Genomic DNA, 24,626 nt, shown 5'->3' with positions numbered 1-24,626 from the left:
GCCTCTTCGCGGGCAAGCCCGCTCCCACAGGATCTCCACAGAATCTGAAAACTGTGAAATACCTGTGGGAGCAACTGTCTTGTGCTGCTTGTGCCGGCCTCTTCGCGGGCTTGCCCGCGAAGAGGCCAGTAAAACCGACAGAGCTATAAATAGAAAAGGAATTGCCCCCATGCGTGCCCTCGCCGCCTTAAGCCGCTTCGTCGGCAATACCTTCGCCCTGTGGGTGCTGGTGTTCGCCGTGCTGGCCTTCCTGCAACCGCAATGGTTCATCGCCCTCAAGGTGGCCATCGTGCCGCTGCTGGGGCTGGTGATGTTCGGCATGGGCCTTACCCTCAAGCTCGACGACTTCGCCGCCCTCGCCCGCCAGCCCTGGCGGGTGATGCTGGGGGTGGTCGCGCACTTCGTGATCATGCCGGGCATGGCCTGGCTGCTGTGCCAGCTGTTCCACCTGCCGCCGGAAATTGCCGTGGGCGTGATCCTGGTTGGCTGCTGCCCAAGCGGCACGGCATCGAACGTGATGGTCTGGCTGTCGCGTGGCGACCTGGCGCTGGCCGTGGCAATCGCTGCGGTCACCACCCTGCTGGCGCCGCTGCTGACCCCGGCGCTGATCTGGTTCCTGGCCTCGGCCTGGTTGCCGGTGTCCTTCATGGACATGTTCTGGTCGATCCTGCAGTTGGTGATGTTGCCGATCGTGCTCGGCGTAGTGGCCCAGCGCTTGCTCGGTGCCCGCGTGCAGACGGCGGTTCAGGTACTACCACTGGTGTCGGTGGTGAGCATCGTGATGATCGTGTGCGCAGTGGTGGCGGCCAGCCAGGCGAAAATCGCCGAGTCGGGGCTGCTGATCATGGCGGTGGTGATGCTGCACAACAGCTTCGGCTATCTGCTGGGGTACCTCACCGGCAAACTGTGCAAGCTGCCGCTGGCCCAGCGCAAGTCGCTGGCGCTGGAGGTGGGCATGCAGAACTCGGGGTTGGGGGCAGCACTGGCGGCAGCGCACTTCTCGCCCTTGGCGGCGGTGCCGAGTGCCTTGTTCAGTGTTTGGCACAATATTTCCGGGGCGCTGTTGTCGACCTGGTTCCGGCGCATGGATGAGCCTGCGGTGGAGGCCGAAGCAGTGGAACCGGCCCGCACAGGCTTGCCCTGAAACCTTCAGGTGTGCACCATAGTGCTCACTGTGAGGACGACCTCACGACGCACCGCGTGACCATTCCGGGGACGGCCCCATCCTTCAAACGATGGAGACACTCTCATGTCCTGGATCATCCTGTTCTTCGCCGGCCTGTTCGAGGTCGGCTGGGCCGTCGGCCTGAAATACACCGACGGCTTCAGCAAGCCGATTCCCACCGTACTCACCGTCGGCGCCATGGTCATCAGCCTGGGCCTGCTGGGCCTGGCCATGAAAGAGCTGCCGCTGGGCACCGCCTACGCCATCTGGACTGGCGTCGGTGCCGTGGGCACGGTGATCGCCGGCATTATCCTGTTCGGTGAGTCGATGGCGCTGGTGCGCCTGGTCAGCGTGGCGCTGATCATTACCGGCCTGGTCGGCCTGAAAGTCAGCGCCAGCTAACCCCTCCTAACGCTGGTTGCCGCGCAAGCGGCTGACCTGCTCACGCAATGCCTCTGGCTGCGCTGCCTCCACCGGGATGGCGGCGCCGGCCACGATGGTCACCCGCGACCATAGGCGCTTGAACCAACCCTTGGCCGGGTCGCGGCTGAAGAAGCTGCCCCACAGCCCCTGCAAGGCCAGCGGAATCACCGGCACCGGCGTTTCTTCGAGAATGCGGTTGACGCCGCCTTTGAACACATCGATCTCACCATCACCGGTCAGCTTGCCTTCCGGGAAGATGCACACCAGCTCACCCTCGGCCAGGTACTCGGCAATCCGCGCGAAGGCGCGCTCATAGGTAGCCTGGTCTTCGTTGCGCCCGGCAATCGGAATGGCGCCAGCGGTGCGGAACACGAAGTTGAGCACCGGCAGGTTGTAGATCTTGTAGTACATGACAAAGCGAATCGGCCGGCGGATTGCCCCGCCCAGCAGCAGCGCATCGACGAACGAAACGTGGTTGCACACCAACAGTGCCGCGCCTTCATCGGGAATGCGCTCAAGGTCGCGGTGCTGCACGCGGTACATCGAATGGCTGAGCAGCCAGATCAGGAAGCGCATGGTGAACTCGGGCACGATCCTGAAGATGTAGGCGTTGACGGCGATGTTGAGCAAGGACACCACCAGGAACAACTGCGGGATGCTCAGCTCGGCCAGGCCAAGCAGGACGATGGTGAGCAGCGCCGACACCACCATGAACAGGGCATTGAGGATGTTGTTGGCCGCGATCACCCGGGCGCGTTGGTCTTCGGCCGTACGCGCCTGGATCAGCGCATACAGCGGCACGATATAGAAGCCGCCGAACACGCCCAGGCCGACGATCGACAGCAGGATCCACCAGGCCTGGCTCATGCCCAACAGCGCCAGCCAGTCGTGCGGCGCCGCCGCAGCCGGTACATCCCCGGAGTGCCACCACCACAGCAGGCCGAACAGGGTCAGGCCGAACGAGCCGAACGGCACCAGGCCGATCTCCACCTTGCGCCCGCTAAGGCGTTCGCACAGCAACGAACCCAGGGCGATGCCCACCGAGAACAGCGTCAGTACCAGGGTCACCACGGTGCCATCACCGTGCAGCCAGTCCTTGGCGTAGGCCGGGATCTGCGTAAGGTAGATGGCGCCGACGAACCAGAACCACGAGTTACCGACGATCGAGCGCGACACCGCCGGCGGCTGGCCCAGGCCCATGCGCAGAATCGCCCACGACTGCTTGAAGATGTTCCAGTCCAGTGGCATGTGCGGCGATGCGGCGGCGGCGCGGGGGATCCAGCGGCTGGCCAGGTAGCCGAGCACCGCCGTGCCGACCACGCCACCGGCCACCACCGAGGCGTAACTGTCGGCCGACATCATCACCCCGGCGCCGATGGTGCCGGCGAGGATGGCGAGGAAGGTGCCGGTTTCCACCAGGCCATTGCCGCCCACCAACTCCTCTTCACGCAGGGCTTGCGGCAAGATCGAGTACTTCACCGGGCCAAACAGCGCCGAGTGGGTGCCCATGCCAAACAGCGCCACCAGCATCAGCGCCAGGTGGTTGGTGATGAAGCCCAGCGCACCGACCGCCATGATCGCGATCTCGGCCAGTTTGATCGCACGGATCAACGCGTCCTTGGCGAACTTTTCGCCAAACTGCCCGCCCAGCGCCGAGAACAGGAAGAACGGCAAGATGAACAGCAAGGCGCACAAGTTGACCCAGATCGATCGGTCACCGTCGCCCAGGCTGAGCTTGAACAGGATCGCCAGAATCAGCGACTGCTTGAACAGGTTGTCGTTGAAGGCACCCAGCGACTGGGTGATGAAAAACGGCAGGAAGCGCCGCTTGCCGAGCAAGGTGAATTGCGAGGAGTGACTCATCGTCCATGGTCCTGAGGGCTTTTCAATTGGAGGCGCGCCGGGCGCGTCAGGCCACAAATCTGCATGGGAAATGCGTTGCCTGGCAAGCCGACTTTTCAGAACAGATGCTGCCTCACTCGAAACCGAACAATGCCCGCGCGGTATCCAGCAACAAGGCCCGGCGCAACTGCGTCGAACAGCCCAGGGCCTCGAACTGTTCGACAGCGGTACCGAAACTCACGGCCGATTCATGCTGGGTATGCGGCCAGTCACTGCCCCACATCAACCGCTCGGCGCCGTAGTGCGCCTCCAGGGCGCATAGCGCCTGACGGGCGAATGCAAGGTTTTCCTCGGGCGAGCCTTCCAGCCGGTAGATACCAGACACCTTCACCCAAACCTTGCCCCGCCCGCCCAGGGTCAGCAGTTCGGCGAACCCCGGTTGACCAAGGCCACGGCGGGCATCGGGCCGGCCAAAATGGTCGATCACCACGTCCAGCCCATAGGGTTCGAGCGCCCGCACCAACGCGGGTATGTCGGCCACTTGCCGATGCAACTCCAGGTGCCAGCCCTGCTCGCCAATGCGCTCCAACAGCGGCCGCCATTCGGCGCCGGTCAGGTCAGGCAAGCCCTGCCCCATGAGGTTCAAGCGCACACCCCTCACCCCCAACCGGGCCATTTCGTCCAGCGTCCCCCGCTCGACATCGCGCTCCAGCATCACCACCCCGCGCAGTTGCCCCGGCGCGGTCTGCAAGGCGCTGAGCAGGTATTGGTTGTCGGTACCGAGGAAGCTGGGCTGAACCAGCACGCCATGGCTGAAACCATGGGCCAGCAACTGGCCCAGGTAGTCGCCCAGCGGTGCATCGTAGCTGGGCGCATAACGCCGCACGCTGGCCAGGTTCAACCCACGGCTGAATACGTGGGCGTGGCTGTCGATGGCAGTCAGGTGTAAAGCAGGAGCGTCGGGCATGGTTCTCATACAAACAAGGTCAGGTTACTTGGCGGCAGCAACGGTCATTTCCGGCGCGGGTGCGGATTCAAGGTTACGGCCACGGGTTTCCGGCAGGCACAGGGCAGCGATCACCGCCACGCCATAGGCGATGCCAGCATCGATGCCGATGGCACTGCCCAGCGACATCGACTCACTCATGTGCCCGACCAGGAACGGGAACACCGCCGACAGCACGCGACCGAAGTTGTAGCAAAAGCCCACCCCGGCACCACGCACATCGGCCGGGTACAGTTCATTGAAGAACGCGCCCAGGCTGGCCGGGATGCCGGCAGCGAAGAAGCCCAGCGGGAAGCCGAGGAACAGCATCTGGGTATTGGTCAGCGGGAAGAACACGTAGGCTTGCACGGTCAGCACGCAGCACAGGGCGAACAGCAGGATGTTCTTGCGCCTGCCGATGCGGTCGATCAGCAGGCCACTGACCACGCAACCGCACCAGAAGGCCAGGATGATCACCGCCAGGTAACCACCGGAGTTCAGCACCGAAAGATGACGTTCGGTTTTCAGGAAGGTCGGCAACCAGGTCATCACCGCGTGATAGCCACCGTGGGCCCCCAGGCCGAGCAAACCACCGAGCAGGGTCACGCGCAGCAGTTCCGGGCGGAAGATGCCAGCCATCGACTGCAGGAAGCTGGTGGGGATGGCGTTTTCTTTCTGCAGGCGCTGGAAGCTGTCCGGCTCAGGCACATTGCGGCGTACCCAGATGATCAGCAGCGACGGCAGCAGGCCGACGAAGAACATCACCCGCCAGGCGAACTCCTGCGGCACCAGCGAGTAGATCAACGTGAACAGCGCCACCGCCAGGCCCCAACCCACGGCCCAGGCGCTCTGCACCGTGCCCATGACTTTGCCGCGATACTTCGGGTTGATGGTTTCGGCCATCAGTACCGCGCCGGCCGCCCATTCGCCACCGATGCCGAAGCCTTGCATGGCCTTGACGAACAGCAGCGGGTAGAAGCCGGTGACGAACGCCGAAAGGAAGGTAAAGAAGGAGAACCAGAGAATCATCCATTGCAGGGTCCGCACGCGGCCATAGCGGTCGGACAGCGTGCCACCCAGCCAGCCACCGATCGCCGAGGTCACCAGGGTCAGGCCACTGATCAGGCCTGCGTCGCCCTTGGTCAGGGAAAACGCGGCGATCAGCGCGGGGATGGCCAAGCCGAACATCTGCACTTCCAGTGCGTCGAGCGACCAGCCGCCGAAGCAGGCCCAGAACGTCTTGCGTTCCCGTGAGGTGATCTGGCGATACCAACTGAACATGATTGTTATCCTTCTAGTGTGTGTTACGGGCAGGCGAAGCCACTGCGCCGTGGCAAAACGGCGCAGACGGGTAACAGGGGTGAAGCGGCCGGCTTAGCGGATGTCGATGCGGTAGCGGAAGTGCTGCGCATGGCCGCGCGAGCGGCGCCATTCCAGCGGCTTGCCGGCGTAGTCACGGGCCAGGCGCTCGATCACCACCACCGGGCTGTCGGCGGGCAGTTGCAGCAGGCGGCCATGCACCGCGTCGACCGCTTCGGCGGTCAAGGTCTCTTCGGCGTAGGCGACTACCTGGCCGCACAGTTCTTCGTAGATCGGGTAAAGCAGCGGGCCCTTGCTGTTCAGTTCCACATCCAGCAGCGGCTGGAAGGTCTGGCGCGGCAACCAGATTTCCTCAGCCAGCACGGGCTGGGCGCCGAGCAGACGGGTACGAACGATGCGGATCACTTCGGTTTCGAGCGCCAGGCCCAGAGCCTCGGCCACCGCCGACGGCGCTGCCAGCGGCTCGATGGACAGGATGCGGCTTTCCGGCACCACGCGCTCGCCATTGGCGGCCTCGAAGCGGAAGAAGCGGAACAGCGAAGACTGGAACTGTGGGCGGCGGATAAAAGTGCCGCGGCCCTGCTGGCGTTCCAGCACGCCTTCGGCCACCAGCACGTCTACAGCCTTGCGCACGGTGCCGACCGACATGTCGAACTCGGTAGCCAGGGCGGCTTCGGTCGGGATCGCTTCGCCCGGGCGCCAGCGATTGTTGGCGATCTGCTCGACCATGTGGTCGCGCAGTTGTTGGTAGCGGGGCAGTCGAGCATCACCGGTCAATGGGTGCATGGGTCTCGCTCTCGTCTTGTTATATAAACATATATATGAATTTTTCGTGAGTATTCCCCGTGCCTTAAGGGTTGTCAATCCTCCGCCTGTCGCCCGTGCAGTTTGGACCTGTTCGCGGGCACGCCCGCTCCCACAGGATCACCGGCGCAGTACCTGTGAGAGCGGGCATGCCCGCGAATGGCCTGCGCAGCGGGCCACGGTTGGCATATGCTTGAGCCCGGCACCCAGAACAACAAGGACGTGGCAATGCTCGCCGCCATCAAACGCTACCCGCATACCGTTCGCCTGCTGCTCACCACCACCTTCACTCTCACCGTCGCCCGTGCCCTCACCCTGCCCTACCTGGTGGTGTACCTGGCCGACAACTTCCAGCTACCGATCAGCCAGATCGGCCTGCTGATCGGCGGCGCGCTGATCATCGCCTCGCTGCTGAGCCTGTATGGCGGCCATCTGGTCGACACCTTGCGCAACCACACGCTGGTCAGCGCCAGCACCCTGCTGTTCGCCCTGGCGTTCGTCGGCGCGGTCGCCAGCCGTTCGGCGCTGCTGTTCTTCCTGTGCCTGGTGCTGATCAACCTGGCCCTGGCGGTGGTCGACATCGCCGCCAAGGCGGGCTTCTGTGCGTTACTGCCCGTGGAGGAACGGGCCGAGGTGTTCGCCATCAAGTACACCCTCAGCAACGTCGGCTACGCCGCCGGCCCGCTGCTGGGCGTGGCCATGCTGGAGCTGAACGACCATATGCCCTTCATCGCCTCTGCCGTACTTGGCCTGGCCATGTGCCTGGCTTATTGGCGCCTTGGCGACCGCAGTCTGCAAGCCAGCGCACCGGACAAGCCAGCGGCCGGCTTTGGCCAGGTGGCGCTAGGGCTGGCGCGTGATCGTCGGCTGGTGTGTTTCACCCTGGGCGGGGTGCTGAGCGCGGTGGTGTTCGGCCAGTTCACCGCCTACCTGTCCCAGTACCTGGTGGTAACCAGCAGCCCGGTCGAAGCGGCGCGCCTGGTTGGCTACCTGGTAACCACCAACGCGGTGACGGTGATAGCCCTGCAGTACCTGATTGGTCGCCGTATCAGCCGCCAACGCCTGATGCCCTGGCTGCTGGCCGGCATGGCCCTGTTCATTGCAGGCCTGCTGGGCTTTGCGCTGGCGGGCTCGGTGCTGGCCTGGTGCCTGGCGATGCTGGTGTTCACCTTGGGCGAGATTATCGTGATTCCGGCCGAGTACATGTTCATCGACCTGATCGCACCGGAGCACTTGCGCGGGGTGTATTACGGCGCGCAGAACCTGTCCAACCTGGGGGCGGCGCTAGGGCCGGTGATGGTGGGGTTCGCCCTGGTGCACCTGTGGCCGGGGGCGATCTTCTACCTGCTGGTGTTGTCGGTGATACTGGCAGGAGTGTTCTATGGGTTGGGCACCCGAAAAAATTGATGTTTTGTTTCAGGTCAATCGCGAGCAAGCTCGCGCCTACAACCATCGTCTGCGCTGACGAAGCGGCACCTGCGTGCCAGACTGGTTGATCGGGACCGCGTTATATTTTTTGCTTCGGAGTTTTCATGTCGTTGTCCAGCGGGCTGATCGCCGTGGTCGCCCTGGCCTATATGGCCGTCATGTTCGCCATCGCCTTCTATGGCGACCGCCGCAGCACGCCGTTGCCGCCGAAGCTGCGTGCCTGGGTGTACAGCCTGTCGCTGGCCGTGTACTGCACCAGCTGGACCTTCTTCGGCGCGGTCGGCCAGGCCGCCGAACAACTCTGGGCCTTCCTGCCGATCTACCTGGGCCCGGTGCTGCTGCTGATCTTCGCGCCTTGGGTGCTGCAGAAGATGGTGCTGATCAGCAAACAGCAGAACATTACCTCGATCGCCGACTTCATCGCCGCGCGCTATGGCAAGTCGCAGACCCTGGCGGTGGTGGTGGCGCTGATCTGCCTGATCGGCGTGCTGCCGTACATCGCCTTGCAGCTCAAGGGCATCGTGCTGGGCGTGAACCTGCTGATCGGCGCCAACGCCGACGCCACCGGCACCCGCGTGCAGGACACCGCGCTGGTGGTGTCACTGGTGCTGGCGCTGTTCGCCATCGTCTTCGGTACCCGCAGCCTGGATGTGACTGAACACCACCGCGGCATGGTCCTGGCCATTGCCTTCGAGTCGCTGATCAAGCTGCTGGCGTTTCTCGCCGTGGGCATCTTCATCGTGTTCAACCTGTACGACGGTTTCGACGACCTGTTCAGCCAGGCCCGCCAGTCGATCCACTTGCAGGATTATTGGCAAGAGACCATCAATTGGCCGTCCATGGTGGTGCAAACCGCCGTGGCGATGATGGCGATCATCTGCCTGCCTCGGCAGTTCCACGTGACCGTGGTTGAGAACATCGAACCTCAGGACATGCGCCTGGCGCGCTGGGTGTTCCCGATGTACCTGGCACTGGCCGCGCTGTTCGTGGTGCCGATTGCCCTGGCCGGGCAGATGCTGCTGCCAGGCACGGTGATCTCAGACTCGTTCGTCATCAGCCTGCCGTTGGCCGAGGCGCACCCAAGCCTGGCCCTGCTGGCATTCATCGGCGGCGCCTCGGCGGCCACCGGCATGGTCATCGTCGAGGCCGTAGCGTTGTCGACCATGGTTTCCAACGACATGCTGCTGCCCTGGCTGCTACGCCGCAACAACGCCGAGCGGCCGTTCGAGGCGTTCCGCCACTGGATGCTGTCGGTACGCCGGGTGACCATCGTGGTGATCCTGCTGTTGGCCTATGTCAGCTATCGCCTGCTGGGCTCTACCGCCAGCCTGGCGACCATCGGCCAGATCGCCTTTGCCGCCGTGACCCAGCTCACCCCGGCCATGCTCGGCGCGCTGTACTGGAAGCAGGCCAACCGCCGTGGGGTATTCGCCGGCCTGGCCGCGGGCATTTTCCTGTGGTTCTACACCTTGGTGCTGCCAATTGCCGCGCACAGCCTGGGCTGGTCGCTGCAGCTATTCCCCGGGCTGGCGTGGCTGCACGGCAACCCGCTGAACCTGCCGATCAGCCCGCTGACCCAAGGCGTGGTGCTGTCACTGGCGGGTAACTTCACCCTGTTCGCCTGGGTTTCGGTGCTGTCGCGCACACGGGTTTCCGAACACTGGCAGGCCGGCCGCTTCATCGGCCAGCAAACCAGCGCGCGACCGAGCAGCAAGCCGCTGCTGGCGGTGCAGATCGATGACCTGCTGACCTTGGCCTCGCGCTTTGTCGGTGAAGAGCGCGCACGGCAAAGCTTCATCCGTTTCGCCTACCGCCAGGGCAAAGGCTTCAACCCCAACCAGAACGCCGACGGCGACTGGATCGAGCACACCGAACGGCTGCTGGCCGGGGTGCTCGGCACCTCGTCGACCCGCGCCGTAGTCAAGGCCGCCATCGAAGGCCGCGACATGCAACTGGAAGACGTGGTACGCATCGCCGACGAAGCCAGCGAGGTGCTGCAGTTCAACCGCGCCTTGCTGCAAGGTGCCATCGAGAACATCAACCAGGGCATCAGCGTGGTCGACCAGAACCTGCATCTGGTGGCGTGGAACCGTCGCTACCTGGAGCTGTTCAACTACCCTGACGGGCTGATCAGCGTGGGCCGGCCGATTGCCGACATCATCCGCTACAACGCCGAGCGCGGGCTTTGCGGCCCGGGCGAGGCCCAGGTGCATGTGGCGCGGCGCCTGCACTGGATGCGTCAGGGGCGCGCGCATTCCTCCGAGCGACTGTTCCCCAATGGCCGGGTGATCGAGCTGATCGGCAACCCAATGCCGGGTGGCGGCTTTGTCATGAGTTTCACCGACATCACCCCGTTCCGCGAGGCCGAGCAGGCCCTGCGCGATTCCAACGAGGGCCTTGAGCAACGCGTAGCTGAGCGTACCCACGAGTTGTCACAACTAAACCAGGCACTGTCCGAAGCCAAAAGCCAGGCAGAAGCGGTGAGCAAGTCCAAGACCCGCTTCCTGGCGGCGGTCAGCCATGACCTGATGCAGCCACTGAACGCCGCCAGGCTGTTCTCCGCCGCCTTGTCGCAGCAGGCCGAGGGCATGAACGAGGAAGCCCAGCAACTGGTGCAGCACATGGACAGCTCGCTGCGCTCTGCCGAAGAGCTGATCAGCGACCTGCTGGACATCTCGCGCCTGGAGAACGGCAAGATCACCCCGGACGCCAAGCCGTTCGCCCTCAATGAACTGTTCGACACCCTGGGCGCCGAGTTCAAGTTGCTGGCGGCCGAAAAGGGCCTGGAATTCCGCCTGCGCGGCAGCCGCCTGCGGGTGGACAGCGACATGAAACTGCTGCGCCGGGTGCTGCAGAACTTCCTCACCAATGCGCTGCGCTACGGCAAGAGCCCGATCCTGCTGGGTGCGCGCCGACAGGGCGAGCGCCTATGGCTGGAGGTCTGGGACCGTGGCCCGGGCATTGCCGACGACAAGCTGCAGGTGATCTTCCAGGAGTTCAAGCGCCTGGACAGCCACCAGACCCGCGCCGAGAAGGGCCTGGGCCTGGGCCTGGCGATCGCCGACGGCCTGTGCCGGGTGCTGGGGCACCCGCTGGAAGTGCGCTCATGGCCGGGCAAGGGCACGGTGTTCCGGGTCAGCGTGCCGATTGCTCGCCAGGCCGCGCCGGCACCCAGCACCCCGGTGGAACAACAGGGCGGTCAGCCACTGGCCGGGCTGCAAGTGCTGTGCGTGGACAACGAAGACAGCATCCTGATCGGTATGAACAGCCTGCTCAGCCGCTGGGGCTGCCAGGTATGGACCGCGCGCAACCAGGGCGAATGCGAAGCCCTGCTGGACAAGGGCATGCGTCCGCACCTGGCGCTGGTGGACTACCACCTGGACGACGGCGAGACCGGCACCGGGCTGATGGGCTGGCTACGGGCACGCCTGGGTGAACCGGTGCCGGGTGTGGTGATCAGCGCCGACGGCAGCAAGGAAACCATCGCCCTGGTGCATGCATCAGGCCTGGACTACCTGGCCAAGCCGGTAAAGCCGGCAGCCCTGCGCGCCATGCTCAATCGCCATCTGAGCCTGGTTCAGTAACCGCTTCGTCAGGCAGCGCCTCGTCGGACAGCGCCCGCTCCAGCAGGTCTGCCGGCAGGCTCTTGCTGGCACGGGCGCCCAACAGTTTCAGCTGTTCGCTGCGGCTGACCAGGTTGCCACGCCCTTCGCACAGTTTGTTACGAGCAGCGGCATACGCCTTGTCCACCTGTTGCAGGCGGCTGCCCAGTTCGTCCAGGTCCTGGATGAACAGCACGAACTTGTCGTACAACCAGCCGGCGCGCTCGGCGATCTCGCGAGCGTTCTGGCCCTGGCGCTCCTGCTTCCACAGGCTGTCGATCACGCGCAGGGTGGCGAGCAGCGTGGTGGGGCTGACGATCACGATCTGTCGGTCGAAGGCTTCCTGGAACAAGTTCGGTTCGGCCTGCAGGGCTGCCGAGAAGGCTGCCTCGATGGGCACGAACAGCAGCACGAAATCCAGGCTGTGCAGGCCTTCGAGGCGGTTGTAGTCCTTGCTCGACAGGCCCTTGACGTGGCTGCGCAGCGACTGCACGTGCTGCTTGAGCGCAGCCTCGTCATTGCCGGCAACGAACTGCTGGTACGCGGTGAGGCTGACCTTGGCGTCCACCACCACTTGCTTGTCGCCGGGCAGCATGATCAGCACATCGGGCTGGAAGCGCTCGCCATCGGCGCTCTTCAGGCTGACCTGGGTCTGGTATTCGCGGCCTTTTTCCAGGCCGGCATGCTCCAACACCCGCTCAAGAATCAGCTCGCCCCAGTTACCCTGGGTTTTCTGGCCCTTCAGGGCTTGAGTGAGGTTGGTGGCTTCGTCGGAGAGGCGCAAGTTGAGCTGTTGCAGTCGTTCCAGCTCCTTGCCCAGTGAGAAGCGCTCGCGGGCTTCTTGTTGGTAACTTTCCTCCACGCGTTTTTCGAAGGACTGGATACGCTCCTTGAGCGGGTCGAGCAACTGGCCGAGGTGCTGCTGGCTGGTCTGGGCGAAGCGCTGCTCGCGCTCGTCGAAAATTTTGGTGGCCATGTCGGCGAACTGGGCGCGCAGCGTGTCACGGGCCTCCTGCAGGTCTTCCAGACGCTGCTGGTGGCTTTCCTGCTGCTCACGCAGTTCAGCCTCAAGGCGGGCGGTTTGCGCTTCCAGCCGGCGCAGTTCGGCTTCACGGTTGGCACGTTCGAGGTGCCAGGCGTGTGCTGCGTCACGGGCGTTGTCGCGGTCTATCTGCAGCAGCTCAAGCTCGCGGCCCTGGGCGGCCAGCTGGGTCTGTTTGACGGTGTTGGCTTCGCTGAGGTCGCTGACTTCGTCGCGGCTGGCGTCCAGTTGCGCCTGCAAGCCGGCCTGAGCCAGCTGGGCGGCGTTGAGGCGTTCTTCGAGCAAGGCCTGCTCAGCTTGCCGCGCGCCTTGGCGGCGCTGCACCTGCATGAGCCACCCCAGGCAGGGTATAGCGCCTGCTACCAAGCCCAGCAGAATGCTGGCCAGATCCACTGTCATGCTTACCCCGATCTTTGTTGCGAATTGAGTGCAGCTTATCAGTGTGGGGGTTGTCGCCGCATTTTCTTCGCCTGGGAGATCGAGCGCCGCCCGCGCGGCGCATCGCGAGCGAAGCTCGCTCCTACATTTGTTTCGGGCCAATTATTCCTGTGAAGGTCGCGCGCGCCCCCCTTTGCGCATGGCGCGATATCGCGTCGTACAAACAAGGCGGTCGCGCGCGCCTGCCACAGGCGATACTGGCCCGAAACAAATGTAGGAGCGAGCTTCGCTCGCGATGCGCCGCGCGGGCGGCGCTCGGTCTCACAGGCGCCGAACATTACTAGCCGAACACCTCTGCCCCCTCAGCCAGAAAACCACTGCCGCAACAGCCGTCGTGCCTCCTGCGACCCCTGCCCCGCCGCGAGCTCCAACCAATAGCGCGCCTGCTCAGGCTCGCTGTGCTGGCACAGCCGCGCATACTCCAGCTGCGCCCGCCGATCCCCGGCGCGGGCCGCTTGACGCAGCAGTTCATGACCAATGCGCCGGTCGCGGGCGTTGCCACAATCGCGGCACAGCATCTGCCCCAGGCGGCTTTGCGCCACGACCACACCCTGGCGCGCCGGCTGCTTCAACAGGCGTCCGGCCAGGTGCTTGACCTGAGGCTTGTCGCCCAGGCGCGGGCTGTCGAGCAGCCACAAGGCCACTTTCAGGGAAAAGCGTTTGGCGGGAGGCGCAGGTGTCGATGCAGCGGGGCTGGCGAAGTGTTTACCGCGGAACTTCATGAGCAACAGGTTTGGCAACTCGAAAGGCGCGCCACTCTACTCTTTTTTTTTCACCCTGACCTGTCGATTTCTGGAGGATTGAAAAAAATTTTCAATGATCTTTTCTTGACGTTTTCAGGTGGATGACCAACCGGTCGTTCGGGGCCTGTCGATTGTCGGACAGTTCACGTCGTTGCTGGCACGCCCGTGCTAGAGCAAGCGCTCGGGACAATCCACAGTTCCTGTGGATAACTCGGTGGACAACCCCCTCACATACCCCGCAAACCCGCATGAATTGGGGGCTTCGGTCAAACTGACGATTTTTTCACCAGCTAAAAATAGTGTTTTTTTTCATTGACTTAACCACGCAGTCAAGGCATTGGCGAGGCCATTGGAGGGTGTTGCCAGGCTGTTACAAGCGTTGCCCCGAATGTGAACAAGTGCACCACAAACCTCCATTTGCGTGCACGAAAAGGGCACATCGGCCCGCATAGGGGCCATTTGCCCCCTCTTCCCAGCAGCGCGAATTCGCGCCATACTGCGCGGCTCACCTCAACAAATGTAGTGCTTGCCAAACGTCTGCACTTGCGGTAAGGTGCGCCCCGTTAGTACCAAGCTGAAAGTCAATTCTGGCCGCTAGCGTCCTTGCAGACCCACTCCTCCCAAGGGTGAGCCTGCTGAAACCAGGACCGGCCCATTCGATGATTCTCTCGCCAGCCCTGCGCTGTTCAAGCCCGAATCACATGACAGATTGATCAGGATCCCACCCCGACGGCCTAGAACCTTGGCCCCGGCGTGCTGCCTGCCTTCCGAAGTACCTACCAGTCAGCCCAAGCGCCCACATTTGATTGCGCCCCCTCTGGCTGCCCTGTTCCAGTCAGGTTCGTTCGTCCCTTAATAAAGGCGTCACTGGAACGTTTCTATCATGCACGGATCATAACCCCCGTGTTTAAAGCAGGAACCTCCAACAATATGCAAACTCATCATCAGATTCAGGCTGCCATTGGCACCCTTTCCCAGGCCTTCTCGCCGTTGAAGTGCCTTATCGTTGCCCCACGCAAGGGCAGCTTCAGCTTTACCCTGGTAGACGAACACGGCGTCGCCTGCCACACCGAGCGCCTGTACCCCGAACAGTACAGCCGCAATGAACCGCTGCAGGCGGTGATCGCCCGGACTCGCCAGTCGCTCACCGCGTGAGCGGCGAATACCGCGGCATTCAAGCGCTGAATCATCCAATCGCAAGCCTGCCTGAACGCTCTTGGCGTAATTGCCTTAGGGCATATAGCGCGGAGCGTCAGGCAGCAATCGATTTAAAAACAGCTCTTTACACCACGATTATCACACTACACTTCAACTCGAGCGGTGCTTGCCGCTTCCGGCGGGCCTGATCATTCACCAGCTGCCAAGCTCCAGCGCCCGTCCGGCCCTTAACTGCTCGAGGGCATCATGGGTATCGCGGCGAATGAATTGTGTCAGTATGTGATCCGACCCACCCTGGTCTACCTGAACCGTCACTGCGCCAGCGCCGAGGCCTTGCTGCTGGGCATCGCCGCCAGCCAGTCGGCACTCGGGTCAGCCTTGCACGACCGACGTGGGCACGGCCTGTACCGTATCGGCGAACACCGTCACCAGGCACTCTGGGACGACTATCTGGCCCGTGACCCCGACCTCGCCAGCCTGGTGCGCGGCCTGGCCAGCCAGCACGCCTTCCTGGGTGGTCCGCACCTGGAACTCACCGTCAACCTGCGCTACTCCACTGCCATTGCCTGGATGCTCATCGAAGAGCAGGCCACGCCACTGCCTGCCGCTGACGATTTATTGGCGCTGGCGCGGATCTGGCGACAAATTTTCAACCCCCAAGGTCGCCTGCGCGACTTCACCCATGCCTGGCATGCCTGCATTGAACAGAAATTGCCACAGGCATCTTGAGACGCGTCTTACAACCAAACCGGAAAAAATGGAATTTTGGTCGGATTGTCCTACAAAACCGCTCTAACTCCTGCGATTGAGGCTATAGCGCGGCGCGTAAATTGTTGGTAGCTTTTCGCCCCGGAGATCCCAAGGAGTTTTCTAATAATGAAAAAAGTAGTGCTCAAAACCTCCCTCGGCGTAGCCGTTGCTCTTGCTTCCAGCCAACTGCTCGCCAGCGGCTTCGCGCTCAACGAACAGAGCATCAGCAGCATGGGGACAGGTTTCGCGGGACGTTCTTCTTCTGCCGATGATGCCAGCACCGTGTTTGGCAACCCGGCCGGCATGTCCCGCCTCAAACGCGAACAGTTCACCGTGGGCGGCGCCGCCGTCATCGCCAAGTCCGATATCTCGGGCCGTGGCAGCAACCTCGGGGGGGAAACCGATGGTGACATGGTGCCTTTCGTTGGCGTACCCATGGGTTACTACGTCAAGCCGATCGATGACCACTGGAGCGTCGGTTTCGGTGTCTACGTACCGTTCGGCCTGGTAACCGACTATGGCAGCGATGATGCCGCGCGTTACTGGGGCAAAAAGAGCCACGTACAGGTTGTAACGTTCCAGCCGACTGTCAGCTATGCCTTCAACGACAAGGTCTCGATCGGTTTCGGCCCAACCATCAACCGTATCGAAGGGGAACTGGGCTCGAGCCTGATCAACCCATTCACCCCGGGCCGCAACGACGGCGAAGTGAAGATCAAGGGTGACGATACTGCCGTTGGCTACAACGTCGGCATCCTGGTACAAGCCACCGACCGTACCCGCGTCGGCCTGACCTACCACTCGATGGTCGACTACAAGCTCGAGGGCAAGACCCGCGTCAGCACCCCGCTGATCGGGCCATTCAATGGCAACAAGTTCGACGCCAGCCTGAAGATCAAGACGCCGGAATCCGTTGACCTCTCTGTTACCCATGAACTGGACGACCAGTGGACCCTGTACGCAGGCAGCACCTGGACGCGCTGGAGCCGCCTGAAAGACATCACCGTGCAGAACGATGTCCCGGCGCCACTGGCGGGTTCGGCGTTCCAAACCATCACCGAGGAACAGAACTGGCATGACACCTGGGCTCACGCCATTGGTGCATCGTACAAGGTCAACAAGGAGTGGGTGCTGCGCACCGGCTTCACCGTCGACCAGTCGCCAACCAACAACCACGACCGCTCGCCACGTATCCCGACTGGCGACCGCAAGGTGTTTAGCCTGGGTGCCGGCTGGAGCCCGAACGACGACATGACCATCGACGTCGCCTACTCCTATCTGTGGGAAGAGGACACCAAGGTCAACCTGGCCAGCGCGACCAAGGGTAGCTACCAGGCCAAGTACGAGAACAGCGCTCACGGTATCGGTGCCTCCCTCACCTACCGTTTCTGATTCGTATGCGTTACATGAAACCGCCCTCGTGGCGGTTTTTTCATGCCTGCACTTGCCAGCTGTCACCCAGGCATTCGCGCAGGTAGTCCATGAACACACGCACTTTGGTGGTCATGGCAAAGCGGTCAGCCAGGCACAGGTAGATATCCATGGGTTCGGTCTGGGCGTAGGCCTGGCCGCTTTCGCTGCATTCGAACAATGGCACCAGCGCGCCGGAGGCAAGATGAGGCCTGACAATGAATTCGGCCAGGCGGGTGATGCCACCGTCATGCAGGGCCATCTGAGTCAGGGCATCGATATCGTCGCTGATCAATACGCTGCCGAACTCCGCCTCGAAACGCAGCCCGTCGCGCATGAAACCCCAGCGGAGAAACCGCCCATCCACCGGGTAGCGAAACACCAGGCAGCGGTGGCCGCGTAAGGCCTCGGGCGTGGCGGGTACGCCGGCGCTTTGCAGGTAACCAGGTGAGGCACAGCAAATGAATGGGATGCGGGCGATGTGCCGGGCCAGCAACTGGTCTTCCAGTTGCGGTGCGATGCGCAGGCTCACGTCGACGTCTTCTCGGGCATGGTTGACCCGGCGATCAGTCGTTATCAACTCTATCGAAAGCAGGGGGTAGCGGGCACTGAAGGCGGGTATAAGCGGCGCCAGCACGTGTCGGCCGAAGGCGGAGGTCGAGGCAATGCACAGGCGCCCCTGGGGCTCGCTGTCTGGGGTGGTAATCGCCTGTTCGGCCAGGGCCAGGTCACGCTCGATGTGCTTTACACGGTCGTAATACTGGCTGCCAGCGGGCGTCAGGGCCATGCTGCGTGTGGTACGGCTGAGCAGGCGCACTTGAAGATGGCCTTCCAGGCGGGCGAGATTCTGGCTGACGGCTGCCGGGCTAATACCGAGGTTGCGGGCGCCGGCGGCGATGCTACCGGCCTCGACCACCTTGATGAAGCTACGGATGGCGTTGAGCAGGTCCATGATGGGGCTCTTGGATTCGTAAGAGTTTCTTTATAAAGAACTCAATACGATGGGTCTACAGTTGAGGGCCGCTGCGTTGCTAACCTTCGGTTCCACTCATCTTTCAGGAGTTCGCATGAGCAACCTGTCCCAGTCGCGCAGTCGACGCAAATTGCACCCGATGGCCACGCCTTATGTTTTCGCTTTCTATATGTCGGCAATCATGGCGTTGTTGATGTGCTTCGTGATCACGGCGGCCAATGCCGGGGTTACCGCGGAGTACTTGAGCAATGTGCTCAAGGCCTATCAGTTGGCGATGCCGGTGGCGTTTGTGTGTGTGTTGGTGGTCAGGCCGGTGGTGGTGCGGTTGGTGGCGATTACGGTGCATGCAAAGTGAAGTAATCCGCAGCGCAGCCAAGTCTGTAGCTCCGACTCAGGCTCTTGCTCTTGCTCTTGCTCTTGCTCTTGCTCTTGCTCTTGCTCTTGCTCTTGCTCTTGATCTTGATCTTGATCTTGATCTTGATCTTGATCTTGATCTTGATCTTGATCTTCGCGACTTCAGGAGGCCGAACGCAGGCCTTGCGGAGGGAGGTGACGGGCATGGATGCCCGTCAAGCGCTGGGCCCCAGGATGGGGCCTGCAGCGCGGTCCTCCCGGGAGCAAGGCCGGAGTGAGGGAACCCCGGAGCGCAGCGCAGGGGCCGGATGATGGGAGCGCAGCGTTTTTTGGTTACTTTTTGTCGCGTTTGACAAAAAGTGACTCGCCGTAAGGGCGAAAAGGTGAGTCAGCGTCGCCATCGCAAATGGACTGTTCGCTGAGTCAAAACAGACAATTTTGCTTCTTGCTTCTTGCTTCTTGCTTCTTGCTTCTTACTTCTTGGATGTGGGCCTTCACACCGAATAAACATTCATTCGCGCAGGTGGCGCTGAGTCACCTTTCCGCCCTTACGGCGGGTCACTTTTTGTCAAACGCGACAAAAAGTAACCAAAAAACGCTGCGCTCCTATCATCCGGCCCCTACGCTGCGCTCCGGGGTTCCCTCGCTACGGTCTTGCTCCCGGGAGTACGCGCTGCAGGCCCCATCCATGGGGCCTCAGCGCTTGACGGGCATCCATGCCCGTCACCTCCCTCCGCAAGCCCTTCGCTCGGCCTCCTGAAGTCGCAATCGGTGTCGCCTGAACTATCGCGCGCTTAGAAGCAAAAGCCGAAGCCAGAGCAAGAGCAAGAGCAAGAGCAAGAGCAAGAGCAAGAGCAAGAGCAGCCAGATTACTGCTGTGAGGCGATAGCCTTTTCGATAGCTGCACGGAATGCAGGATCATCCGGTTTGGTCAGGCTGGAGAAGTTACCGATCACCTTGCCCTTACGATCGACAACATATTTGTAGAAATTCCACTTCGGCGCACTGCTCTGGCTAGCCAACTCCGCAAACAGCGGTATCGCATCCTTGCCCCGGACCGGCTGCACCTTGGTCATGGTAAAGGTAACACCGTAGTTGGCATAGCAGACCTTGGCAGTCTTTTCGCTATCGGCGTCTTCCTGTTTGAAGTCATTGGAAGGCACGCCCAGCATTTCCAGCCCCTGATCGTGATATTCCTTGTACGTCGCCTCAAGCCCCTCGAACTGCGGGGCAAATCCGCAATAGCTGGCGGTGTTGACCACGACCAGCGGCTTGCCGGCAAACCGCTCGCACAAATCGACCTGCCCCTTGCCCCGCAACTCCGGCAGGCTACCCTGCAACAACGCCGGGCAATCGGCAGCCCAGCTCGATGCGCTGGCAAGCAGGGCCAGCACCGGCACCGTCAACCAATGTGCACGCATGACTCGTTTCTCCCGCATGGCAATCCTTGAGCTTGCAGGGTAGCGCCTAACAAACACTCATGCCCAGTTGCATCAGCGCCATCCCACCCTGATGCCAGCCCCACCACGCCAGTGCCAGCAGCAACAGCGCAGCAATTGCCAGCAGCCCCCGAGCCAAGTGGCGGTTCATGCGGCCTGGGCCTGCAGACGGGCGACCGGGCGCTCGCGAACCGGCCAGTTGAGGGCGGCAGCCAGCAGACTGAGCAGGATGGAAATCTGCCAGACCAGGTCGTAGCTGCCGGTGCGGTCGTACACTACCCCACCCAACCAACCACCCAAAAACGCACCCAGCTGGTGGAACAAGAACACGATACCGCCAAGCATGGACAGGTTACGCACCCCGAACACCGTGGCCACGGTGCCATTGGTCAGCGGCACGGTGGACAGCCACAGCAGGCCCATGGCGATGCCGAACAGGTAAGCACTGAACTCACTTACCGGCGCCCACAGGAACAGCACGATCACCACCGCACGCAGCAAATACAGCCCGGTCAGCAGGCGCGGCTTGGACATGCGCCCGCCCAGCCAGCCAGCGGTGAAGGTACCAACGATATTGAACAAGCCAACCAACGCCAGCACCGTGGTACCGGTGGTCGCCGCCAGGTGCTGGTCAACCAGGTAGGCCGGTAGGTGCACGCCAATGAATACCACCTGGAAACCACAGACGAAAAAGCCCAACGCCAACAACCAGAACCCGGAATGCGAGCACGCCTCGCGCAGCGCTTGGCCCAGCGTTTGCTCGGCACCGTGGCTCGGCAACGGGCGATCGCGCAACAGGCCGACGAAGGGCACGATGAACGCGACCATCAGCCCAAGCACCAGCAATGCCGCCGACCAACCCAGCCACTGGATCAGGCCCAGGGTACCCGGCAGCATGGCGAACTGGCCAAACGACCCCGCGGCGCTGGCGATGCCCATGGCCATGCTGCGCTTTTCGGCAGGCACAGCACGGCCAACCACACCGAGAATGACCGAGAACGAGGTGCCGGACAGGCCGATACCGATCAGCAAGCCGGCACTGAGCGATAACGACCAGGCCGAGTCGGCCATGCCCATCAGGATCAAGCCGACGGCATAGAGAATGCCGCCAATGATCACCACCCGCGCCGCGCCAAGCCGGTCGGCCAGGGCACCCGCGAACGGTTGCGCCAGGCCCCAGATCAGGTTCTGCAAGGCAATGGCGAAGGCAAACACCTCACGCCCCCAGCCGAAATCAGCACTCATCGGTGCCAGGAACAGGCCAAAGCCGTGCCGTACACCCAGGGACAGCGCAAGGATCAAAGCCGCCCCCACCAATACCCACCCGCTTGTTCGCCACACCGAAGTCATTGTCGTTATCTCCAGCACATCGCAAGGTTTTGCGGGTATATACCCGCTTATAGTCGTATCAATTCAGGCCAGTTGGCCCAGCAGCCGCACCAATTCGTCGCGCTGCCCTACCCCCAGCCGTTCTACCAGTTCGGCCTGGGCCTGTTCCCAGGCTGGATGGGCAACGTGCAGCAGTTGCTTACCCATTTCGGTCAACAGCACTACGCGGTTGCGCTGGTCGTCACCATCAGCCAGGGCCACCAGCCCTTCTGCCTCCAACACGCGCACGTTGCGGCCCAAAGTACTGCGTTCCAAACCCATGGCCTCGGCCAGCGTGGTAATGCTGGGGCGGTCGAGCCGCTGCAAGTGTCGCAGCAGAGAAAACTGGGCGACATTGACCCCGAAGCCGGCAAGCGCCTCGTCGTAATGTCGGCTCACCCCACGGGCGGCACGACGCAGATGGGTACAGATACATTCACTGGTCAGCATGGATACGTGTATATACCCGCATCGTAGGTGTTGCAAGAAATTTCATTTCTGCGGAGTGCCTGCGCAGGCTTCAGAGGCCCAAGGCCAACCCCAGCACAACCGCCAGTTCGAGTAACTCAAGCATCGCGCCGGCAGTATCCCCAGTGGCCCCACCCAGGCGTCGGCACATCAGATGCCGCAACCAGGCAAACACCGCCACCGCCAGCACCACTATCCATCCGCCCAAGAACAGGCACAAGAGCGTACAAAACAGCAACACCCACCTGGCCGCGCGCCGGGGCAGATGTTCGGCCAGCGCCTGGCCCAACCCGCCGGGCCGCACATAAGGCGTGCCGAGGAACAGCCCCAACATTGCAGCTCGCCCGATCAACGGCGCCAGCAGCAACTGCACCCCGACACCCCGCTCGACCAGCACCCACAAGGCGCAGAATTTCAACAGCAGCACCAGCACCAGGGTGACCACGGCAATCGGCCCGCTCCGCGGGTCTTTCATGATCCGCAAGGTGCGCTCACGGTCGCCGAAACCACCCAACCAGGCGTCGGCACTGTCCGCCAGGCCATCCAGGTGCAAGGCACCGCTGAGCAACACCCACAACGTCAGCAGCAAGGCCGTATGCAGCGGCGCCGGCGTACTTTGCAGCAGATGGCTGGCCAACCATAGAAGCAAGCCGAACAGCAGCCCGACCAGCGGGTAGTACAGCAGTGAACGCCCCACTTCACGCGGTGCCGGCATGCCCGGCAGGCTTACCGGCAAGCAGCTGAGAAACTGTAATGCGATCCAGAATGGCAACATCTCAACGCGCCTCGACCCACTGCCGGTCGTCACTTGGTACCAGCCGGACCAACGCGCCATGTCCAACTTCGACCTGCAGCAACTGCTCCCTCGGCAAACCACGGGCACGGGCCAGCAACAAGCGCATTACCCCGCCATGGGTGACCAGCAGCACGCGTTTGCCGGCATGCTGAAGGTGCAAGCGTTCGACCGCCGCCAGTACCCGTTCGGCAAAGGACTCGACCGGTTCGCCATTGGGCGGCGTGAAGGCGTAAGGGTCCGCCCAGAAGCGCCCAAGCGCGTCCGCCTGGTCCTGCATGATCTGCGCGGCGCTACGGCCTTCCCAATCACCGAAATGCAGCTCCTGCAGGGCGGGTTCACGCTGCACCGGCAAATTCAGTTGCGCGCCCAGTTCATCGGCAAAGCGCCCACAGCGCTGCAGTGGCGAGCTGACCAGTACCTGCCACGGGCCGGCCTTGGCCACGGCACTGCGCATCTGCGCCCAGCCCTTGTCGGTCAGGGCATCGTCAAGGCTGCCACGCAGGCCGCCCAGTTCCGTTTCACCATGGCGCAGCAAGTCGAGGATCATGCCGGGCGGTCCGCTACCGCAGCCTCGGCAAAGGTCGCCATCTGCCCATGCAGCGCACAGGCCAAGCGCAGCAGCGGCACCGCCAAGGCAGCACCACTGCCCTCGCCCAGGCGCAAGCCCAGGGCCAGCAACGGCTCGGCTTGTAGCGCAGCGAGCAAGGCCTTGTGCCCAGGCTCGGCGCCTTGGTGAGCGAACAGCAACCAGGCCCGGCACTGCGGATTCAGGCGCACCGCCACCAGCGCGGCGACACTGCAGATGAAGCCATCCACCAGCACCGCAACGCCCGCCTGCGCGCAGCCGATATAGGCACCGGCCAACGCCGCGATCTCGAAACCGCCGACACAGCCCAGTGCCTGCAACGGGTCTTCAGCACGCAGGCCGTGCAGGCGTAGCGCCCGCTCGATGACCTCGGCCTTGTGCCGCACACCGGCGCTATCCAAGCCGGTGCCCGGGCCGCTCAGCTCTGCCGCCGGGCAGCCCAGCAGGACACTGGCTAAGGCAGCGGCGGCCGTGGTGTTGCCAATGCCCATCTCACCACCGATGAACAGCTGTGCGCCCTGTTCGGCGGCGCGCAAAGCGCTGTCACGGCCGGCCTGCAAGGCAGCGTGCAGTTGGCTCTCGGTCATCGCGGCTTGGCGGGCAAAGTTGGCGGTGCCGGCGCCCAGGCGCAGATGGCGCACGCCAGGCAGCGCCAACTGCGTGTCGATGGTGCCCAGGTCGACCACTTCCAGGCTGGCCTGCAGTTGCCGCGCCAGCACACTGATCGCCGCACCACCCCCGACGAAGTTGCGCAGCATCTGCCCGGTCACCGCCTGCGGGTAGGCCGAGATGCCTTCCTCGACCACCCCGTGGTCGCCGGCAAAAATGCTGATGGCAGCCTGATCCAGCAGCGGCCGTTCACGCCCTTGCAGGCCCGCCAACTGGATGGCCAGGTTCTCCAGTTGGCCGAGTGAGCCGGCCGGTTTGGTCAACTGCTGCTGACGGGCGCGGGCCTGGTCCATGGCGGCGTTGTCGAGGGGATGGCAGGCGTCACGCCACCAGGCTTGAGTCATAGTGCAGGTCCTTTGAGCGTTAGGGGCAGGCCGGCCACGGTCAGCACGACGCGCTGACAGCGCTCGGCCACAGCCTGGTGCAACCAGCCGGCCAGGTCGACATAGCGCCGGGTCAACTCACCCATGGGTACGACGCCCAGGCCGGTTTCGTTACTGACCAGAATAAGGGTGCCAGGCAATTCTTCCAGGCAGGCCAGCAGGGCATCACGTTCCTCGGCCAGGCGCTGGTCGTCTTCCAGCATCAGCAGGTTGGTCAACCACAGGGTCAGGCAATCCACCAGCAGACAGCGCCCAGCGGCGGCTTCGGCGCGCAGTACCGCGGCCAAGGCCAGGGGCTCTTCGATCAGCCCCCAGTCATCGGGGCGACGCTGGCGATGCAGCAACACGCGTTCGTTCATTTCACCATCCAGCGGCTGGCTGGTGGCGATGTAGGTCACCGGCAAGCCGCTGGCGCTGGCCAACTGCTCGGCCAGACGGCTTTTGCCAGAGCGAGCGCCGCCGAGGATCAGGTTGCGCATG

At 63.0% G+C, this 24,626-nt stretch carries 24 protein-coding genes; 8 read left to right on the top strand and 16 right to left on the bottom strand.

All coding sequences use genetic code 11. From position 1 onward, the window contains the following. Nucleotides 1-169 precede the first annotated feature (169 nt). Together ACNFBR_RS04910 and sugE are read left to right on the top strand one after the other, a co-directional pair. Complete coding sequence (locus ACNFBR_RS04910; RefSeq protein WP_416733895.1) at nt 170-1,144, top strand: bile acid:sodium symporter family protein; 975 nt, start codon at nt 170-172, stop codon at nt 1,142-1,144. A 105-nt stretch (nt 1,145-1,249) separates the two neighbouring features. Further along, entirely contained in the window at nt 1,250-1,567 is a 318-nt protein-coding gene (sugE, locus tag ACNFBR_RS04905; protein WP_416733894.1) for a quaternary ammonium compound efflux SMR transporter SugE, read from the top strand. A 6-nt stretch (nt 1,568-1,573) separates the two neighbouring features. Here sugE and ACNFBR_RS04900 read toward each other — a convergent pair whose 3' ends face one another. From ACNFBR_RS04900 to ACNFBR_RS04885, 4 genes are all read right to left on the bottom strand, one after another. After that, complete coding sequence (locus tag ACNFBR_RS04900; protein ID WP_416733893.1) at nt 1,574-3,451, bottom strand: 1-acyl-sn-glycerol-3-phosphate acyltransferase; 1,878 nt, start codon at nt 3,449-3,451, stop codon at nt 1,574-1,576. 112 nt (nt 3,452-3,563) lie between these two features. Continuing rightward, a complete protein-coding gene (locus ACNFBR_RS04895) occupies nt 3,564-4,397 on the bottom strand; it encodes an amidohydrolase family protein (protein WP_416733892.1) in 834 nt (277 codons plus the stop codon). Between the two features lie 24 nt (nt 4,398-4,421). Then, the gene (locus ACNFBR_RS04890; protein WP_416733891.1) at nt 4,422-5,696 is read right to left on the bottom strand and encodes an MFS transporter; all 1,275 of its coding nucleotides are present in this window, start codon (nt 5,694-5,696) and stop codon (nt 4,422-4,424) included. Nucleotides 5,697-5,789: 93 nt separating this feature from the next. Beyond that, nucleotides 5,790-6,521 carry a GntR family transcriptional regulator gene (locus ACNFBR_RS04885; protein WP_416733890.1) on the bottom strand — a complete coding sequence of 244 codons (732 nt, stop codon included), beginning with the start codon at nt 6,519-6,521 and terminating at the stop codon, nt 5,790-5,792. A gap of 246 nt (nt 6,522-6,767) precedes the next feature. On the opposite strand from ACNFBR_RS04885, the gene ACNFBR_RS04880 reads away from it, so the two are divergent. Next, nucleotides 6,768-7,946 carry an MFS transporter gene (locus ACNFBR_RS04880; protein ID WP_416734028.1) on the top strand — a complete coding sequence of 393 codons (1,179 nt, stop codon included), beginning with the start codon at nt 6,768-6,770 and terminating at the stop codon, nt 7,944-7,946. A 125-nt stretch (nt 7,947-8,071) separates the two neighbouring features. Further along, nucleotides 8,072-11,551 (top strand): NahK/ErcS family hybrid sensor histidine kinase/response regulator, encoded by a 3,480-nt coding sequence (locus ACNFBR_RS04875; RefSeq protein WP_416733889.1) that lies wholly within the window; start codon nt 8,072-8,074, stop codon nt 11,549-11,551. Here the strand turns inward: ACNFBR_RS04875 and rmuC are convergent. Both rmuC and ACNFBR_RS04865 read right to left on the bottom strand, forming a co-directional pair. Continuing rightward, nucleotides 11,523-12,896 carry a DNA recombination protein RmuC gene (gene rmuC / locus ACNFBR_RS04870; RefSeq protein WP_416734027.1) on the bottom strand — a complete coding sequence of 458 codons (1,374 nt, stop codon included), beginning with the start codon at nt 12,894-12,896 and terminating at the stop codon, nt 11,523-11,525. The two genes, ACNFBR_RS04875 and rmuC, sit on opposite strands and share 29 nt — an antisense overlap. A gap of 455 nt (nt 12,897-13,351) precedes the next feature. Further along, nucleotides 13,352-13,771, bottom strand: a complete 420-nt coding sequence (locus tag ACNFBR_RS04865) for a tetratricopeptide repeat protein (RefSeq protein ID WP_416733888.1) — start codon at nt 13,769-13,771, stop codon at nt 13,352-13,354. A gap of 951 nt (nt 13,772-14,722) precedes the next feature. Here ACNFBR_RS04865 and ACNFBR_RS04860 point away from each other — a divergent pair. The 3 genes from ACNFBR_RS04860 (at nt 14,723) to ACNFBR_RS04850 (ending at nt 17,092) form a co-directional block, all read left to right on the top strand. After that, on the top strand, nt 14,723-14,947 hold the full coding sequence (locus ACNFBR_RS04860; protein WP_009686213.1) for a hypothetical protein: 225 nt from the start codon (nt 14,723-14,725) through the stop codon (nt 14,945-14,947). A gap of 249 nt (nt 14,948-15,196) precedes the next feature. Next, complete coding sequence (locus tag ACNFBR_RS04855) at nt 15,197-15,679, top strand: hypothetical protein (protein ID WP_416733887.1); 483 nt, start codon at nt 15,197-15,199, stop codon at nt 15,677-15,679. 147 nt (nt 15,680-15,826) lie between these two features. After that, on the top strand, nt 15,827-17,092 hold the full coding sequence (locus tag ACNFBR_RS04850; protein ID WP_416733886.1) for an OmpP1/FadL family transporter: 1,266 nt from the start codon (nt 15,827-15,829) through the stop codon (nt 17,090-17,092). Nucleotides 17,093-17,132: 40 nt separating this feature from the next. On the opposite strand, the gene ACNFBR_RS04845 is transcribed toward ACNFBR_RS04850, so the two are convergent. Beyond that, nucleotides 17,133-18,062: a LysR family transcriptional regulator gene (locus ACNFBR_RS04845; RefSeq protein ID WP_416733885.1), complete on the bottom strand. Its 930-nt coding sequence runs from the start codon at nt 18,060-18,062 to the stop codon at nt 17,133-17,135. A 115-nt stretch (nt 18,063-18,177) separates the two neighbouring features. On the opposite strand from ACNFBR_RS04845, the gene ACNFBR_RS04840 reads away from it, so the two are divergent. Then, nucleotides 18,178-18,438 carry a DUF2798 domain-containing protein gene (locus ACNFBR_RS04840; protein ID WP_416733884.1) on the top strand — a complete coding sequence of 87 codons (261 nt, stop codon included), beginning with the start codon at nt 18,178-18,180 and terminating at the stop codon, nt 18,436-18,438. On the opposite strand, the gene ACNFBR_RS04835 is transcribed toward ACNFBR_RS04840, so the two are convergent. The 9 genes from ACNFBR_RS04835 to cobU all read right to left on the bottom strand — a co-directional run bounded on the left by ACNFBR_RS04835 (nt 18,419) and on the right by cobU (nt 24,625). Continuing rightward, entirely contained in the window at nt 18,419-18,643 is a 225-nt protein-coding gene (locus ACNFBR_RS04835; protein WP_416733883.1) for a hypothetical protein, read from the bottom strand. The two genes, ACNFBR_RS04840 and ACNFBR_RS04835, sit on opposite strands and share 20 nt — an antisense overlap. 663 nt (nt 18,644-19,306) lie before the next feature. Further along, on the bottom strand, nt 19,307-19,858 hold the full coding sequence (locus ACNFBR_RS04830; RefSeq protein WP_416733882.1) for a glutathione peroxidase: 552 nt from the start codon (nt 19,856-19,858) through the stop codon (nt 19,307-19,309). 46 nt (nt 19,859-19,904) lie between these two features. Further along, complete coding sequence (locus ACNFBR_RS04825) at nt 19,905-20,027, bottom strand: hypothetical protein (protein WP_416733881.1); 123 nt, start codon at nt 20,025-20,027, stop codon at nt 19,905-19,907. Continuing rightward, entirely contained in the window at nt 20,024-21,226 is a 1,203-nt protein-coding gene (locus ACNFBR_RS04820; RefSeq protein WP_269806995.1) for an MFS transporter, read from the bottom strand. The genes ACNFBR_RS04825 and ACNFBR_RS04820 overlap by 4 nt, the downstream gene beginning before the upstream one ends. A 63-nt stretch (nt 21,227-21,289) precedes the next feature. Further along, nucleotides 21,290-21,694, bottom strand: coding sequence for a MarR family winged helix-turn-helix transcriptional regulator (locus tag ACNFBR_RS04815; protein ID WP_416733880.1), 405 nt, complete (start codon nt 21,692-21,694; stop codon nt 21,290-21,292). Nucleotides 21,695-21,764: 70 nt separating this feature from the next. After that, complete coding sequence (locus ACNFBR_RS04810) at nt 21,765-22,487, bottom strand: adenosylcobinamide-GDP ribazoletransferase (RefSeq protein WP_416733879.1); 723 nt, start codon at nt 22,485-22,487, stop codon at nt 21,765-21,767. A gap of 1 nt (nt 22,488) precedes the next feature. After that, a complete protein-coding gene (gene cobC / locus ACNFBR_RS04805) occupies nt 22,489-23,055 on the bottom strand; it encodes an alpha-ribazole phosphatase family protein (protein ID WP_416733878.1) in 567 nt (188 codons plus the stop codon). Next, nucleotides 23,052-24,107: a nicotinate-nucleotide--dimethylbenzimidazole phosphoribosyltransferase gene (cobT, locus tag ACNFBR_RS04800; RefSeq protein ID WP_416733877.1), complete on the bottom strand. Its 1,056-nt coding sequence runs from the start codon at nt 24,105-24,107 to the stop codon at nt 23,052-23,054. The genes cobC and cobT overlap by 4 nt, the downstream gene beginning before the upstream one ends. Then, nucleotides 24,104-24,625, bottom strand: a complete 522-nt coding sequence (cobU, locus tag ACNFBR_RS04795; protein WP_416733876.1) for a bifunctional adenosylcobinamide kinase/adenosylcobinamide-phosphate guanylyltransferase — start codon at nt 24,623-24,625, stop codon at nt 24,104-24,106. The genes cobT and cobU overlap by 4 nt, the downstream gene beginning before the upstream one ends. Between the last annotated feature and the right edge of the window lies 1 nt (nt 24,626).

This window comes from Pseudomonas sp. NY11955 (assembly GCF_048068035.1).
Classification (GTDB): domain Bacteria; phylum Pseudomonadota; class Gammaproteobacteria; order Pseudomonadales; family Pseudomonadaceae; genus Aquipseudomonas.
This window is presented reverse-complemented; position numbering and strand designations above follow the sequence as displayed.

Coding starts and splice junctions, on each gene's coding strand:
- ACNFBR_RS04910 (WP_416733895.1), top strand. CDS start 170: ATGCGTGCCCTCGCCGCCTTAAGCCGCTTCGTCGGCAATACCTTCGCC.
- sugE (WP_416733894.1), top strand. CDS start 1,250: ATGTCCTGGATCATCCTGTTCTTCGCCGGCCTGTTCGAGGTCGGCTGG.
- ACNFBR_RS04900 (WP_416733893.1), bottom strand. CDS start 3,451: ATGAGTCACTCCTCGCAATTCACCTTGCTCGGCAAGCGGCGCTTCCTG.
- ACNFBR_RS04895 (WP_416733892.1), bottom strand. CDS start 4,397: ATGCCCGACGCTCCTGCTTTACACCTGACTGCCATCGACAGCCACGCC.
- ACNFBR_RS04890 (WP_416733891.1), bottom strand. CDS start 5,696: ATGTTCAGTTGGTATCGCCAGATCACCTCACGGGAACGCAAGACGTTC.
- ACNFBR_RS04885 (WP_416733890.1), bottom strand. CDS start 6,521: ATGCACCCATTGACCGGTGATGCTCGACTGCCCCGCTACCAACAACTG.
- ACNFBR_RS04880 (WP_416734028.1), top strand. CDS start 6,768: ATGCTCGCCGCCATCAAACGCTACCCGCATACCGTTCGCCTGCTGCTC.
- ACNFBR_RS04875 (WP_416733889.1), top strand. CDS start 8,072: ATGTCGTTGTCCAGCGGGCTGATCGCCGTGGTCGCCCTGGCCTATATG.
- ACNFBR_RS04865 (WP_416733888.1), bottom strand. CDS start 13,771: ATGAAGTTCCGCGGTAAACACTTCGCCAGCCCCGCTGCATCGACACCT.
- ACNFBR_RS04860 (WP_009686213.1), top strand. CDS start 14,723: ATGCAAACTCATCATCAGATTCAGGCTGCCATTGGCACCCTTTCCCAG.
- ACNFBR_RS04855 (WP_416733887.1), top strand. CDS start 15,197: ATGGGTATCGCGGCGAATGAATTGTGTCAGTATGTGATCCGACCCACC.
- ACNFBR_RS04850 (WP_416733886.1), top strand. CDS start 15,827: ATGAAAAAAGTAGTGCTCAAAACCTCCCTCGGCGTAGCCGTTGCTCTT.
- ACNFBR_RS04845 (WP_416733885.1), bottom strand. CDS start 18,062: ATGGACCTGCTCAACGCCATCCGTAGCTTCATCAAGGTGGTCGAGGCC.
- ACNFBR_RS04840 (WP_416733884.1), top strand. CDS start 18,178: ATGAGCAACCTGTCCCAGTCGCGCAGTCGACGCAAATTGCACCCGATG.
- ACNFBR_RS04835 (WP_416733883.1), bottom strand. CDS start 18,643: ATGCCCGTCACCTCCCTCCGCAAGGCCTGCGTTCGGCCTCCTGAAGTC.
- ACNFBR_RS04830 (WP_416733882.1), bottom strand. CDS start 19,858: ATGCGTGCACATTGGTTGACGGTGCCGGTGCTGGCCCTGCTTGCCAGC.
- ACNFBR_RS04825 (WP_416733881.1), bottom strand. CDS start 20,027: ATGAACCGCCACTTGGCTCGGGGGCTGCTGGCAATTGCTGCGCTGTTG.
- ACNFBR_RS04820 (WP_269806995.1), bottom strand. CDS start 21,226: ATGACTTCGGTGTGGCGAACAAGCGGGTGGGTATTGGTGGGGGCGGCT.
- ACNFBR_RS04815 (WP_416733880.1), bottom strand. CDS start 21,694: ATGCTGACCAGTGAATGTATCTGTACCCATCTGCGTCGTGCCGCCCGT.
- ACNFBR_RS04810 (WP_416733879.1), bottom strand. CDS start 22,487: ATGTTGCCATTCTGGATCGCATTACAGTTTCTCAGCTGCTTGCCGGTA.
- cobC (WP_416733878.1), bottom strand. CDS start 23,055: ATGATCCTCGACTTGCTGCGCCATGGTGAAACGGAACTGGGCGGCCTG.
- cobT (WP_416733877.1), bottom strand. CDS start 24,107: ATGACTCAAGCCTGGTGGCGTGACGCCTGCCATCCCCTCGACAACGCC.
- cobU (WP_416733876.1), bottom strand. CDS start 24,625: ATGCGCAACCTGATCCTCGGCGGCGCTCGCTCTGGCAAAAGCCGTCTG.